This is a genomic window from Pseudoalteromonas sp. OOF1S-7 (assembly GCF_022347765.1).
Taxonomy (GTDB): domain Bacteria; phylum Pseudomonadota; class Gammaproteobacteria; order Enterobacterales; family Alteromonadaceae; genus Pseudoalteromonas.
Map to the genome: position 1 here is coordinate 127,795 of NZ_JAKRFZ010000007.1, position 13,385 is coordinate 141,179.

Annotated in this window: 13 protein-coding genes; 4 read left to right on the plus strand and 9 right to left on the minus strand. The window is 50.4% G+C overall.

Annotation, left to right across the window (positions count from 1 at the left end; genetic code table 11):
• Positions 1–6: 6 nt before the first annotated feature.
• A complete protein-coding gene (locus MHN33_RS12185; RefSeq protein ID WP_239398255.1) occupies positions 7–954 on the minus strand; it encodes an ATP-grasp domain-containing protein in 948 nt (315 codons plus the stop codon).
• A gap of 188 nt (positions 955–1,142) precedes the next feature.
• On the opposite strand from MHN33_RS12185, the gene MHN33_RS12190 reads away from it, so the two are divergent.
• The gene (locus tag MHN33_RS12190) at positions 1,143–2,273 is read left to right on the plus strand and encodes a M20 family metallopeptidase (protein ID WP_239398256.1); all 1,131 of its coding nucleotides are present in this window, start codon (positions 1,143–1,145) and stop codon (positions 2,271–2,273) included.
• Here the strand turns inward: MHN33_RS12190 and mutM are convergent.
• The 3 genes from mutM to MHN33_RS12205 form a co-directional block, all read right to left on the minus strand.
• Positions 2,270–3,079, minus strand: coding sequence for a bifunctional DNA-formamidopyrimidine glycosylase/DNA-(apurinic or apyrimidinic site) lyase (mutM, locus tag MHN33_RS12195; protein ID WP_239398257.1), 810 nt, complete (start codon positions 3,077–3,079; stop codon positions 2,270–2,272). The genes MHN33_RS12190 and mutM overlap by 4 nt on opposite strands.
• Positions 3,079–3,567, minus strand: coding sequence for a hypothetical protein (locus MHN33_RS12200; protein ID WP_239398258.1), 489 nt, complete (start codon positions 3,565–3,567; stop codon positions 3,079–3,081). The genes mutM and MHN33_RS12200 overlap by 1 nt, the downstream gene beginning before the upstream one ends.
• 81 nt (positions 3,568–3,648) lie before the next feature.
• Positions 3,649–5,292 (minus strand): methyl-accepting chemotaxis protein, encoded by a 1,644-nt coding sequence (locus tag MHN33_RS12205; RefSeq protein ID WP_239398259.1) that lies wholly within the window; start codon positions 5,290–5,292, stop codon positions 3,649–3,651.
• A gap of 282 nt (positions 5,293–5,574) precedes the next feature.
• On the opposite strand from MHN33_RS12205, the gene MHN33_RS12210 reads away from it, so the two are divergent.
• The gene (locus tag MHN33_RS12210) at positions 5,575–6,606 is read left to right on the plus strand and encodes a hypothetical protein (protein ID WP_239398260.1); all 1,032 of its coding nucleotides are present in this window, start codon (positions 5,575–5,577) and stop codon (positions 6,604–6,606) included.
• A gap of 161 nt (positions 6,607–6,767) precedes the next feature.
• Here MHN33_RS12210 and MHN33_RS12215 read toward each other — a convergent pair whose 3' ends face one another.
• Entirely contained in the window at positions 6,768–7,622 is an 855-nt protein-coding gene (locus MHN33_RS12215) for a LysR family transcriptional regulator (RefSeq protein ID WP_239398261.1), read from the minus strand.
• Positions 7,623–7,709: 87 nt separating this feature from the next.
• Between MHN33_RS12215 and MHN33_RS12220 the strand changes: the two genes are divergently transcribed.
• Together MHN33_RS12220 and MHN33_RS12225 are read left to right on the plus strand one after the other, a co-directional pair.
• A complete protein-coding gene (locus MHN33_RS12220; protein ID WP_239398262.1) occupies positions 7,710–7,931 on the plus strand; it encodes a DUF2798 domain-containing protein in 222 nt (73 codons plus the stop codon).
• Positions 7,921–8,253, plus strand: a complete 333-nt coding sequence (locus tag MHN33_RS12225; protein ID WP_239398263.1) for an antibiotic biosynthesis monooxygenase — start codon at positions 7,921–7,923, stop codon at positions 8,251–8,253. The genes MHN33_RS12220 and MHN33_RS12225 overlap by 11 nt, the downstream gene beginning before the upstream one ends.
• Positions 8,254–8,321: 68 nt before the next feature.
• Here MHN33_RS12225 and MHN33_RS12230 read toward each other — a convergent pair whose 3' ends face one another.
• From MHN33_RS12230 to MHN33_RS12245, 4 genes are all read right to left on the minus strand, one after another.
• On the minus strand, positions 8,322–8,474 hold the full coding sequence (locus tag MHN33_RS12230) for a hypothetical protein (RefSeq protein ID WP_171045418.1): 153 nt from the start codon (positions 8,472–8,474) through the stop codon (positions 8,322–8,324).
• 111 nt (positions 8,475–8,585) lie between these two features.
• Positions 8,586–9,452 (minus strand): hypothetical protein, encoded by an 867-nt coding sequence (locus MHN33_RS12235; RefSeq protein ID WP_239398264.1) that lies wholly within the window; start codon positions 9,450–9,452, stop codon positions 8,586–8,588.
• A gap of 240 nt (positions 9,453–9,692) precedes the next feature.
• Complete coding sequence (locus tag MHN33_RS12240) at positions 9,693–12,551, minus strand: sialidase family protein (protein ID WP_239398265.1); 2,859 nt, start codon at positions 12,549–12,551, stop codon at positions 9,693–9,695.
• A gap of 281 nt (positions 12,552–12,832) precedes the next feature.
• Positions 12,833–13,294: a hypothetical protein gene (locus MHN33_RS12245; protein ID WP_239398266.1), complete on the minus strand. Its 462-nt coding sequence runs from the start codon at positions 13,292–13,294 to the stop codon at positions 12,833–12,835.
• Positions 13,295–13,385 lie beyond the last annotated feature (91 nt).

Below are 13,385 nucleotides of genomic sequence, written 5' to 3' on the forward strand. Positions count from 1 at the left end.
TGGCCATCAGGCCACTTTGTGCGTGTGCAGCGCATTGTGTTGCGTTGCAGTGCGCTCGATCAGCTCCACCATGGCATCGATCTTGGCCTGGTTAAAATTGATCCCCAGCGCTTCTTGTTCTGGCGTGGCAAAGGCCGGAATGGTGTTGACTTCCAGCACCACATACTCCTCACGCTCGCGGTCATAGATCAGATCCACACCCGCAATTTCCAGACCTAAGGTACTGGCAGCGCGCAGCGCCAGCTCAACCACTTCGTTGTCGGGCTCGCGAACAAACACCGAACCGCCACTGGTGATATTGGTTTTCCAGTCATCCTTCGGGGCCTTGCGGCCATAGCAACCAACAAACTTGCCATCCACCACATCAATGCGGTAATCGGTGTTGTCGTAGTCAATAAAGCGCTCAACGTAGAAATAACGCAAGTCGGTGCGGCTCAAAAACGGCAGCAGCATGTCCAGCGCCTGTTCACTGTCGATTTTGACAATGCCAACACCACCCCAGCCATCGGTGGGTTTGTAGATCAGCTTGCCACCAAAATCCCGCAGTGCCTGCTTTAACCCGTCCATGTCGTTTTTGTGGCACAAACGATAATCCGCCGTGCAGATCCCCTGGCTGTTCAACAAATGCGACGTGCGAAATTTATCTTCCGCCAGTGCAAACGCGTCGTAATTATTCAGCGTTGGAATGGCCTGGCTCAGCGCCTGATAGAGATACACCTGAAACTGAGTTTGCTGACCCGCGTTGTAACTTAAAAACGCATCCAGCTGCTCCATCACCACGCCGTTACAGCTGATCTGGCCGTCCTTTGCCCGGGCATCGCGCAAGTTGAGCCCGGTACTGGTCTGGATCCCGCGCTCTGCCAGCGCATGAACCAGGCGCTGCTCTATCTCGCGCCCTCCCCCATTTTCGTACATCCAGATGCCAACGTGCGGTGCCGTGACTGAGCGTGTCATAAAGTGTCTCCTTGGTCCTTGAACAGGTGCATAAGATTTGGTCAGGAAGGCTATTTTACAGGGCACTGTGTGACAGATTTTTGATCGTTTTTCTGTACCTATCAGGATCCAAAAACTGTTCATAATTCCGTCACCCCACTGTCATCGAAAATCGCCACGATGGGCCAAAATTACCGCAGGGACCTGTTATGGATAGTCTGGACTTTAATGAACTCGCGTCTTTAATTCGTTGTAATTCTTACAGTAAACATAAAGCTGGTGTGGATGAGCACGGCGAACAGATGATTGAACTGGCAGCGCCGCTGGGCTATACGCTCACCCGTTATCAAAGAGAACATATTGGCGATCATTTGCTGCTGCGTGCGCCCAGAGGGGCTGGTAAACAGATCCTTTTACTGGGCCATCTGGATACCGTCTATCCCCCCGACACCTTTGTCGAATTCAGTCAGGATGAAGAGTGCGTTTATGGTCCTGGCGTGTGCGATATGAAAGGCGGCAACTGGGTTGCACTGAATGCATTGCGTCAGCTCAAGCGCACCTATGGCAAGCTCCATAACATTGACTGGCTGCTGGTCAGCGATGAAGAAATTGGCAGCGACGACAGCAAAGCACTGACCACTAAAATCGCCAAACAGTATGATGCCTGCCTGGTGTTTGAAGCCGCCGGTAAAAATCACGAACTGGTGGTGGCCCGCAAAGGCATTGCTACCTATACCATTACTATCACAGGTAAAGCGGCCCATGCCGGCAACCATTACCGGGATGGGATTGATGCGAACTTTGCACTGGCAAACATGCTGATGGAAATGTCGGCCCTGACCGACCTGAAACGGGGCAGCACCGTCAATGTGGGCAAAATCCAGGGCGGCATTGGTGCCAACACCATTTCCCCTTCGGCCACTATGGTAGTAGAAGCACGCTTTACCAAAGCCTCTGAGCAGCAGCGTTTACTCGAAGGTATAGAGAACATCTGTCTGGCCATTGAAGTGACTGGGGTGTCGGTCAAATTAGAAGGGGGTCTGCAACGTGGCGTTATGGCCCCGACAGACAAACAATCGGCTTTACTGAGTGAGATCAATGAGATCCTGGGCTATGAGCTGCCAGTGGAACATCGCGGTGGGGTATCCGATGCCAACACGGCCGCTGCCACCGGTACACCAACGTTAGATGGCTTTGGCCCCTATGGTGACGGGGACCACACCATTCACGAGCGGGCACTCAAGTCCAGTTTTGCACTGCGCATTGCTCAGGTCACCCAGATCCTGGCTAGTCTGTGCTATCAGGCCGAGCCCCTGCCTGCACTTAGCGGCAGCGACTAACGCTGACACTGAGGACAGTAGACGGTGCTGCGCTGACCCAGGCGGATCTCTTTCAGCGTGGTCTCACAGCTGACACAGGGTTCGCCTTTACGCCCATAGACCAGCAGCTCCTGGGCAAAGTAGCCCGGCTTACCGTCACTTTGTGCAAAGTCTTTGAGGGTAGTCCCCCCCTGTTTAATGGCACTTGCCAGCGTCTCTTTGATGATTGGCGTCAGGCGCTGATAACGCTGTAACGAGACTTTCCCCGCTTCCCGTTTGGGGTGGATCCCGGCTTTAAACAAGGACTCATTAGCATAGATATTACCGACCCCGACAACCACCTGATTGTCCATAATAAACTGTTTGATTGCCACCTTTTTACCGCGACTGGCTGCATATAAGTGCTCGGCGGTAAACGCCTCCGTGAGCGGCTCCGGCCCCAGTTTTGCAAATACGCTGTGCTCCTCAGTGACCCCTTGCCACAGGCAGGCACCAAAACGGCGGGGATCGTTGAGACGCAATGCCAGCCCGTTGGCAAAATGAAATTCTATGTGGTCATGCTTTTTGAGTGGCGTATCCTGCGCCACAACGCGCAGGTTGCCCGACATGCCCAGGTGTAAGATGGCCGTACCCTGCGGACTTTCCAGCAGCAAATATTTTGCCCGCCGTTTCACGGCACTGATAACCTGCCCTTCTAACAGGCTGATCTGCTCTGGGACCGGCCAGCGTAACTGACGCTGATGCACAATCACTTTGCTGACATTTTGATGCTTGATATGGGGTTCGATGCCTAAACGGCTCACTTCTACTTCGGGTAATTCTGGCATTATTTCAACTCAATAGGGGCAAATAACTGTTGTGCCTGTGTTTTGTCCACACTAAACCAACGCTGTGATTGTCTGGCAAAAAGATAATAGCTTTGCTGTTGCTGATACAGCTGAAAACTCACCGGCAGTTCACTGCCTGCCAGCCAGAACTGGGCAACACTCAGCGCAGCACTGCCCGGCAAGCCGGGGTTTTCAGTCAGGGTCAGCTCACTTTCCTGCCACCGGGTGATCAACGCTTCCAATTCAGCGGGTTGCGCCTGCCAGGCGGCATCCTTATCGGCACTGAGCCGCCAGGAGGTGCCAATGCGCTCAATCTTATAACCGGGAAACCCCAGTGCCAGCACAAAACTTTGTTGCTCAAAAAGCGGCATACTGCCCAGCTCTTCTGTCGGCGGATTGATTTTCTGATGAATACCGTTAAGAAAAAAGATCATGATCAACATAGAGAAGATCACTACATTGTTCCAGGCCTTACGGCTCAAACGCATAACTGCTCCAGTGCTTGTTTACCCGTAATACAGCGGGTTAATGAGGCATAAATCATATCCCGCACTGGGTGTTAAGTACACTCAGATGCGAAAGAAGCCAATATTTTTACTCAATACGCCGGACATTTCCGACAGTTTCCTGGTGGCCTGCTTGTTGTCATTCAGCGCACTCATGGCATCCTGAGCGGCTTCGGTGATCTCTTCCATGTTCGAGGCCACCTCATTGATGGCCGACGCCTGCTGCTGCGCTACGTTAACGACTTCTCCCACCTGAGACAGGGAGTTTTGTGCCTGGGTATCTATTTGCTCCAGCAGCTCAGTGGCTTCAAATGTCAGCGTCCGGCCATGTTCAACCTGGGGCTGGGTTTTTTCCATGGCCGCCACGGTTGCAGAGGTTTCACTTTGTACTTCCCGGATCATGGTTTCAATCTGATCTGTGGCTTCAAAAGTTCTGCGTGCCAGTTGCCGCACTTCGTCTGCCACCACTGCAAAGCCGCGCCCGGACTCTCCGGCCCGTGCGGCTTCAATAGCCGCATTCAGCGCCAGCAGGTTGGTCTGTTCTGAGATCCCGCTGATCACGTTGGCGATGCCGCCGATCTGCTTAGTCTGCTCCGCCAGTTTTTGAATTTGCGACACCGTGCCATCCACCGTTTGCGCTATGGTATCCATCGCCTCTGCGGTATTACGAATTGCCTGGCGTCCCTGATCAGCAAAGCTGACAGTTTGCGTTGAGTTTTCTTCCGTTTGCCTGGCGATATCACTCACCCGCATCATATTTTCTCGTAATGAGTCGAGCATTCTGGCGGTATTACTGGTGGCCTCAGCCTGATGTTGTGCAGCATCATATATCTCACCGGACGCTCCCGTCACGGTACTGGCCTGCACAGATAGCTGCTCAGACACCTCTTTGATACTGGTGACGATCCGGGTTAATTCACCAGACATCCTGCATACGGAATCCAGCATGCTATCCGGATAGTTGGTGTCAACCTGAACGGTGAGGTCGCCCCCCGCAATCCGCGTTACAGCCGCCGCGGCATCCTGAGGTTCGCCCCCCAGTGAGCGCTGGAAACTACGCTCTATGGCCCAGCCCACCAGTACACTGATTGCCACGGCAATAAAGGTAAACCACAGCATCAGCTGAGAAAACCCACCTGCGGCATCGCGCGCAGCCGGGGTCAGTGTTTGGTTTTGCTGTTCCTGATAGTCAATAAATTCATTGATCACGTTAAGCCAGCTGATAAAGGCCGGACGCGCTTCATCCAGTACCAGAGCATCAACGCTCTGAGCTGATTTTTTATTACTCAGTATGGTGCGGATCAGGGGCAGTGTTTTCGCTTCTATCCGTTTAATCCGGGTGAGTATCTCACGCTCCTGAGCGCTAAAATGACCACCTGAGTTGATCATTTGCGTCATTTTAGCATCGGAGTCCTGATAGAAACGTGCAAGTTGCTCTATTTCACGTTCATATTCAGCAATTTCGGACGGGCTTCTGGCAATCGCGACATCTCGAATAGCTATCGCTCTGTCATGTACACTACCCCGAAAATTAATGGCATAACGTTGCTTGACCGAGTTAACGTCGGTGATCTCGGTTAATGTCTGATCAATAAAGGTCACCCGATTACTGCCAATAATGGTCATCACGACCAATAATGCCAGCGCAATACCAAACCCGACCACCAATCGGCTTTTAACCGTTAACCCCATTAACCACTGCACCATAGCGTGCCTCCATGATAGCAACATACTGAAAGTTCAAAGTTAGTCGCAGGATAGCAAGCTGTAAAGTAGATAAAACGAATCACCATGATTGATAAAACAGTTGGTTGCTGTGTGCAAATACGCACAAAAACCCGCTCACGCTGGAACTCTAATAGGGATTCATGCGTGAACTACCCTTATCTCATACGGATGAGCAATGTATAATTTGCACTCCGCCTGACCTACTTAGTTAGGCGCAATGCTCTGATATGGTTGTCGGAGCCAGAAACGGGAATACTCACAATGAAAAAAGCACTACTTTGCCTGATCACAGGCCTACTCTCCTCGCCCGTATTCGCTGAGGCGCAATTTGTGCCAACCAAACTCATTGCGAACGACAATTCAATACACCCATCAGAGGCTATAGAGGGCAGTCGACGGGAACACTGGGCTTTTGCCGACTACATGGTAGACCCGAACGGAAAAGCCACACATGTGCTGGTTGAAGCCTCAGCACCCAGGCCCGTCCACAGAGCTAAATCAATCCTCAAAATGCATACCTACCAACCGGCGCGTCTGGGTGAAAATGCAATTGCCTCAGCCAGACAACTTCCACTGAGGTTTAATAAGCTGTTCAGGCAGTATACCAACAACAATGTCTCCACGGTATATAGCAAGTACTTTGATGAAGCAAAACGCCTGGTGGTCAGTAATCAAATGGCCAAGGCCAAACCCGCGCTGGATAGTCTGGTGGAGGACCACACCAAAAACCTCACTGAGCAAGCATACACAGCCTGGTTACTGAGCGCGTACTATTACAATGTCGGGGACTGGCACCATTATGAATATCATCTCAGGGAAGCGGTGCAGCTGCACCATTTACTGACACCAGATATGGCATTGATGTCGATGCAAAGCCTGATGAACCTGGAGGTCTATCAAAAGCAATATGGTAATGCATTGAATACCCTGCTCCAGATGCGGTACATAAAAAACAAGCAGTTGTCTAAACAAACCGTCACTGAATTTAAGACGCAATTGCTTGCGCAGATCGACGAAAACCCGGTCATCACTGTGACCGCCAAGTTAACAGAGTTACGCACCTGGCGTCATACTCTTAACCGTAACATATTTTCACTAAGCGCGGAAAACGGCAACCTGAACACCGTGGCTTTATACTGCCAAAATGGTTATCAGCACTTCAACAAATTGCCAGTGCTAAATTATCAGGTACCAGAGGCTTATGGTCGCTGCTATCTGGCGGTGCAAGGTGAGACAGATAGCCAAATTACCTACCGCGAAAAGGGGGATGCCCGCTTTGGACTTTATCTGTAAATTTGATAAAAAATGAAAAACGAGTGATCCGAATAACCAGACCAATCGTTTTACTGAATGAAGGGTCGCAGTACAGTGCACCAAACAATCCCCTTCGCGACGGCACTGATAAACGCGCACTCTAAGTGCGCGTTTTCTCTTTTTGCAGGGCAATATAAAACCTACTCGCTTACCACATCAGCCAGGTTCCCCTGAAGTACACTCGAACTTTGACACGCCTGGCGCAGCAAATCGATGAAAGCCTGTGCCATGGCTGGTGGTTTCTGGTCATTTGCCCATAAAGCGTAAACCGGGCGCATATGCTGCCACTCTCCCACATAGCAAAACGATGTATTCAGCTCAGCTACCTCAGTCATAGGTAATATCGCCGCTCCTAACCCGGATGAGACCATTTGCCTTGCCAGGGTAATGTCTCCCACGTATGAAGCCTGATCAAAATGCGCCAACAGTGCTTGCCAGGATGCTGAGTCTGGTATTTGCTCCGCTTTAAATGGCATAAACAAAGTGCTGACCTCGCCGGCCTGAGCTGATACCACACATTTGACCCCAATCTGGCCAACCCGGGAATGAAAACAGCTGGAGTCTTGCAGAGTACCGACTCGGATGATCACGTCAAATCGCTTCTGGCTCAGCAACACATTGCTGTTATCTGGCTCAATATGAAGGGTCAGATCTGGGTAAGTCCGCTGAAAAGACTCAACCACAGAATACAGAGGGCCATTGATCAAATTCTGCGGACATAATAAGTGAAACACTCTAATCTGCGGGTTGAGCAATTCAGTGCATTCAGCGTCCAGTGCTAACAGTTGCGCCGCGACCTTATCATAAACCGCATGCCCGTGAGATGTCAGCAACACGCCCCGCGCAGAGCGGATCATCAGGCTGTAACCAAGCCTGGCCTCTAAGGCGGCGAGGCGTTTCGACAACGTAGGGGCACTGAGTGCTAACGCCTCTGCCGCTTTGGCAAAACTACCTCGCCGAGCAACTTCAACAAAGAGTAAGAGATCATCAAGCATAGGGATTTCCTTAATCTTAACTTTCGGTTTCTGATATTCCGCTTTTTGCGGCGGCAGATATGATGGGTGGGTAACCAAGGAGCCAAGATGCAAAAATTAATATTTACGACCCTCTTTTCATTGTGCCTGTCTGCATTGGTATCAGGCTGGGTCACGTACTTAAATCTGGGAATTGACGCTGGGTTTGTGCCGAACTGGTTAAGCGCATTTATACACGCCTGGCCTGTGGCACTGATAACGGCGTACTTGCTAAGCAGCCCTATTCAAACACTCACACGCTGTATTATGGAGGTCTTTAATGACAAATGACAACACATGTAACGACTCGCCCTTACACAATGACGCCGTCAATCTGGTCGCCTATATTAATCCAAAGACCGATTACTACCAAGATTGTAAAACTGCAATTGAGGCGATTATCGAAGTGACCCGACGTGAACCAGGCTGCCAGCGTTTTGAGCTCTACGAAAACCAAGCGCAATCGCAGCTTATACTCATAGAAAGGTTTTCACGACGCGATGACTTTGATTTCCACCATGTTCAGCCATATACCCAAAAAGTATATCAACTTTATGAACAGGCACTGGCAACGCCCGTTGAAATCCACTTCATGACTCAGATCGACGTTTAAGATACACGAAAATGCCCGCAAAATGTGGGCATCTATCTCAGTTTATTGAATTAACACACAATGAGCGCTTAATGCATTCTACAGGCCGCATAGGCCGGGTGTGTCCAGCAAATATCGACACTTGCCTGATTACCTGCTCCTGCAATTGCTTTGGTCTGATCTTTGTTTAAACCATGGTCCTGAAGTGTTTTTACTGCTTTTTTATTTAATTTCAGTTTCATAATCTTTCCTTAATCGAAATATGAATGCCTAAAGTGGCCAATTAGGTTTAACACAGAACACCTCTGATTGGTACAAAAAAAGTACAACAAGATACGCCATACGCGCACAGCCTATTCTTGAACTGGCCTCAGTCGCTCAATCACCTGTGCGTCTACCCAATAGATATCCCCTTCTGCGGATTCGGCATCGCGGTTAAAGAATAGATACTTACCATCAGGCGTAACACTCGCAGAGGCTTCCCGGCCTGACGTATTCACGGTGTCTCCCAGGTTGATGGCCTCGCCCCAGCGGCCGTCTTTTTGTCGAAAACTAATGTACAGATCACTGTCTCCATACCCCTCTTCGCGCTGACCGTCCCAAATAATGTAAGAATCATCAGAGGCTATAAACGGATGTGCATTGTACTTGCCGGTATTCACCTCGGGACCCAGCGCGACTGGAGGCTGCCGCTGGCCATTGACCATTTCTGAGACACGGATGACATCCCCACTTTTGTAATCGTCCAGAATATAAGTGCCTTTGCGGGATGAAGTCAGACGCATAATCCCCCAATCATCACGATCAAACATCGGGCCTAACACCTGCAATGACCCCCAGCCACAGGCTGTGCGTGTCATATAATATTTTCCAAGATGCATGGTTTTTCCGTCCGGAGCCAGAAACGGACGTCCTACCCGTGGGCCAACCACCTGTTCATGCCATTGGTTGTTTTGCTGGATGTATGACATTAAGGTCCAGTGACCCGTATCGTTATCTCTGCGAGTAAAATAAAACTCCGTCATGTCGGGCGAAAAGAAGGCATTGTAATCTCTGTGCCTGGTAGAAACGACCCCCGGAGCAAATACCTGTGGAACAACACCCGGTTTTTTTTGCCCCAGATAAGGGCCGATTAACGTATCGGAGATCCGGCTGGCCTGACTGACTGGACTCACCATTAAGATAAAGCACGTCATAAAGCACATTAATATAGGTTTCATTGTTACACTCCCGGACTAAACCGTTATGTTATTTTGGAACTGGAATACAACAAGCTTAACGAACGGGCCGGACATTACATGATGTTTGACTGATATCTTTATGAATTATTAAAAAGCATAAAAATCAGACTGATACCAACTTATTTATTGAGGAGACTCAGATAAAAGCCACCCGCCAGAGGTGGCTTGATCTCAATTCATGCTAAACACTTAATGTGCCAATAGCAGCGGACTATCAGATTAGGATACGTGAACCGTTTTTCTTCTGCGCAACCAGAGTGCGCCTCCAATCATGGCCAGCAGCGTGCTAAGCATACCACTACTGCCACCCGGTTTGGCGGCATTCGCATCATCACCTGAGCCATCGCCTGAGCCATCGCCTGAGCCATCACCTGAGCCATCACCTGAGCCATCACCTGAGCCATCACCTGAGCCATCACCTGAGCCATCACCTGAGCCATCGTCGGATGCTTCAACATCAAATTCCAACTCAAGCAGTTGATTTAGCTGACCATCACTGACTTCAATATTCATCTTGAACTCGCCCGGTTGCGAAAACTGCCCGCTCAGAGTACCCCATGGCGTCAGTTCGAAGCCTTGGGGTAACGCTGCGGCACTAAATTGATAGTCATCCCCATTCAAGTCAACCACCAGCTCGGTCAGCTCTATCGTTATGGACTCGTCCTGCATGACACTGAGCGCTTCGGGCTGGTGACGCCATTGGGGCGCCAAGTTTGGCACGTCCAGCGCGATACGATATACACCGCGACCATATGTGAATGCATAGAGATAGTTGATGTGCTCAATACGCCTTAACACCATGCGGTATACCGCCACATTGGGCAGGCCATGAATGAAGGGCTGCCAGCGTTCGCCGCCATTCCCCGTGTAATACACGCCATAATCGGTGCCGATAAACAAAGCATCCGGATCTTCCTTGAGCTCTACCAGAGTATGTACCGGTAAATCCGGGAACGCCCCCTCCCCTTCGCCATCGAGTGCACGCCAGCTGCTTCCTTCATCCTCACTTTTCCAGATGTGCTTTTCACCGAACGTCGAGGCAACTGCATACATATGCGTCTGATTGTGTATGCTATAGTGCAATTCGCGCACATAGGCGGTGTCAGAGAAACTGATATCTTGCCCTATGGTCGTGCTGTCTGCGCTCAACGCATTCGTCAGGCGCTTCAATGCTCCGTCCGTCTGTGCATAAACGACCGTATTGCTGTCCCCCGGTTTAACCGCCAGCGCGGTTATGCCCCTGCGATATTCCTCGGTAAATCGTTCTGATGCACGTTCAAACAGGCCATCGGATAGCTCATTCAGACGCCATAAACTTTGCCCGCCCAGCCAGACACGCTGAGGATAATTCGGATCGACCACATACGGCGCGATGAACAGTCCACTTTCATAGTCTGCTTTTTGTAAATACCGGTTTTCACCGTTCTCACGCAGGAATACGGTGCCATTCTGACTGGACATCAGCGTGCGCGCTTCATCAATAAAAAACGCATAACCGCCATCACCTGGTCCAACGTCCTGCCACCCCATATCTGGCGTATATATCCAGCTACCGTTGTCCTGAGCGCCACCGACTAACCGACTGCCATCCTCCGACACATCGCCGTGATAAAACTGGGTTACGTTGTAACCTGAGTTCAAAGAGCGCCAGGAGATCTCAGCGGCCTGTTCAGCACAAGCACTCAGACCCGGCGCAGAGGGGTTGCTGGTCTGAGCAATACCACCGTCGTTAACGTTATATAACCGGGTTTCATTGATACCATCATAATTGGGGTGAAAATAAAGCCCATGGTGATCCACATGAGGAACATCCGCGTCACGATAATAAAACGACACCTGTTGCCAGTTCTGACCCCCATCTTCGGATCGCATCAACTCAACCGCACCAACCCAGATCACGTCTGCATCGGTGGGATCTATGGTCAGCGTATTGTCAAACCAGCCCTGACCATAAATGAAACTCCGTTGTGGGTCGTCGCAATTCAGTGTATTCGGATTAGAAAGCACATACCGGCCCAGAATATCTTCGTGTTGCGGACCAGTAACCAGCGCCCAGTTTTTACCCCCATCGACTGATTTATACAGGCCCTGCAGCGCATGGGGTATCTCTCCTCGCGCATTGAAAGCAGCCAGTGCATAGACCGTGTTTGGATCTGATGGTGCAAAGGCCAGCGTCGTCCGTCCCTGATTAGGCTCAGCAATCACCGCCTGCCAGCTCTGCCCTGAATCCTGACTCAAATAGACTGCACCGCCCTCGTCAAAGTTGCCACAGCTGACCAGGACGTGATCCTGCTCGTCACTTAATGGACTAACCGCCAGCTCCAGACAGCCACCCACTACCTCGCTTTGATCCAGTGCCAGTTGCCAGCGCTCACCTTTGTCATCAGACAGCCAAATTCCGGTGTTCGTCACCGCATACAAACGACCTTTTGCCCCAAAATGTAGCTTGTTCACATACTGGAAATTGACATTGTTGTTGGTGCTTTCCAGCTGATACCAGGTCTCTCCCCCGTCTTCAGATGTCATGATCCCGTCACCGGCAAACCCAATGCTGTTTGTAAAACCGCGACCAACGTAGACTCCTTCACCACTGCCTGCAAACAGGCGGTTACTGTCGGTGGGGTCAAAGACTAATGTACCTATCGCCATACTGGGCAGGTCACTGGCAACCGGCAGCCAGTTTTCACCCGCATCCACAGATTTCCATATTCCCCCGGAAATCCCGGCTGTAAATAAGACATCGGGGTTCTGCGGATGAAATACCAGGGTCCGGGTGCGACCACCGACCATGTCAGGGCCCAGGTTTTGCCATTGAGTGTCCGACTGCTCCTGTGCTCTATGTGCCTGGACTTGTCGAAACGCCTTGTCATATTGCGCCTGTATGTCGACCTGATGCACAGGATTTACGCGGATCAGGCTTTGCATCGACTTATCGGGTTCACGCATGTTTTTATCATGGACTTGTATCTTTGGGGTTATATCGTTGATAGATGGCTGATCACCGTTATATACCACGGCGACAGCTATGACCGATAAAGCGGCGCCGCCCAGCCAACGCACTGTTGTTTTTTCACTCATATACACTCCTTTTAAGTTATTTTCTATCCTGTTGTGACGACCTGCTCAGCAGGTCATTAGTCACCTTATCAGATACTAAATAGCGCTGTATATGCGTTAAACTGTGCGTTTATACTTTTGTACCCCAGTGCAACTATCGCAGCTACCTGAGGCCCGCCCCCTTTCACAGAAGAGGCAACGTAAAAGGCTGAAGAAATAAGTTTTCAAACTCTGTGTTTGATTGTTGGCGTATCAACTGGCACGTGAAAAGGTGGACTGTACACTGTTAAAAAAACATTGAGTCAAGCAACGGGCGCAACTCTGGTTTTACTCAGTCTTTCGAGCACGTCGATAGATTTCAGATACAGCTCGCCAGACTCTCTACTATGACCACCCATGGCAGACGACAACTGGTAGGTATGACGCATATCACTCAGCAAATCGTGTTTTTTGAGCGATTGTTCATTCATTGAAGTAGGTGCCCCTATTACCATCATTTCACCTGTGCCAATAAACCCACCCTCGAATAGCTCTCTGGACAAGCTGCGCATTTCACCTGCCGATATATTGTGTACGTCATACTTGGCTGCAAGTACTTGCCACTGGTTTTCTGCTTGCCGGGCTTTGTCACTGAGTGTGACGCTATCACTTGCTGAGCTGGCTGTTGCTGTATTAGCGGTTTGCTTTTCATGATTGTAGCCAGTACGCGTTGCGTAGACCTGGCTGGCAGCACTGGCGCCTGTATTTGCATTAATTGCGTGCATTGATGATGTCCTTCCATTCACTAAGATCAGCACGGGTTACTCTGCGACAAACCCAGCAGGCCCGCCAATGGTCTTTATGTTTCAACAATTA

Bases quoted from the DNA above. Each gene is read 5' to 3' on its own strand.
- MHN33_RS12190 (WP_239398256.1), top strand. From the start codon at position 1,143: ATGGATAGTCTGGACTTTAATGAACTCGCGTCTTTAATTCGTTGTAAT.
- MHN33_RS12235 (WP_239398264.1), bottom strand. From the start codon at position 9,452: ATGAAACCTATATTAATGTGCTTTATGACGTGCTTTATCTTAATGGTG.
- MHN33_RS12240 (WP_239398265.1), bottom strand. From the start codon at position 12,551: ATGAGTGAAAAAACAACAGTGCGTTGGCTGGGCGGCGCCGCTTTATCG.
- mutM (WP_239398257.1), bottom strand. From the start codon at position 3,079: ATGCCAGAATTACCCGAAGTAGAAGTGAGCCGTTTAGGCATCGAACCC.
- MHN33_RS12245 (WP_239398266.1), bottom strand. From the start codon at position 13,294: ATGCACGCAATTAATGCAAATACAGGCGCCAGTGCTGCCAGCCAGGTC.
- MHN33_RS12210 (WP_239398260.1), top strand. From the start codon at position 5,575: ATGAAAAAAGCACTACTTTGCCTGATCACAGGCCTACTCTCCTCGCCC.
- MHN33_RS12215 (WP_239398261.1), bottom strand. From the start codon at position 7,622: ATGCTTGATGATCTCTTACTCTTTGTTGAAGTTGCTCGGCGAGGTAGT.
- MHN33_RS12200 (WP_239398258.1), bottom strand. From the start codon at position 3,567: ATGCGTTTGAGCCGTAAGGCCTGGAACAATGTAGTGATCTTCTCTATG.
- MHN33_RS12220 (WP_239398262.1), top strand. From the start codon at position 7,710: ATGCAAAAATTAATATTTACGACCCTCTTTTCATTGTGCCTGTCTGCA.
- MHN33_RS12230 (WP_171045418.1), bottom strand. From the start codon at position 8,474: ATGAAACTGAAATTAAATAAAAAAGCAGTAAAAACACTTCAGGACCAT.
- MHN33_RS12225 (WP_239398263.1), top strand. From the start codon at position 7,921: ATGACAAATGACAACACATGTAACGACTCGCCCTTACACAATGACGCC.
- MHN33_RS12185 (WP_239398255.1), bottom strand. From the start codon at position 954: ATGACACGCTCAGTCACGGCACCGCACGTTGGCATCTGGATGTACGAA.
- MHN33_RS12205 (WP_239398259.1), bottom strand. From the start codon at position 5,292: ATGGTGCAGTGGTTAATGGGGTTAACGGTTAAAAGCCGATTGGTGGTC.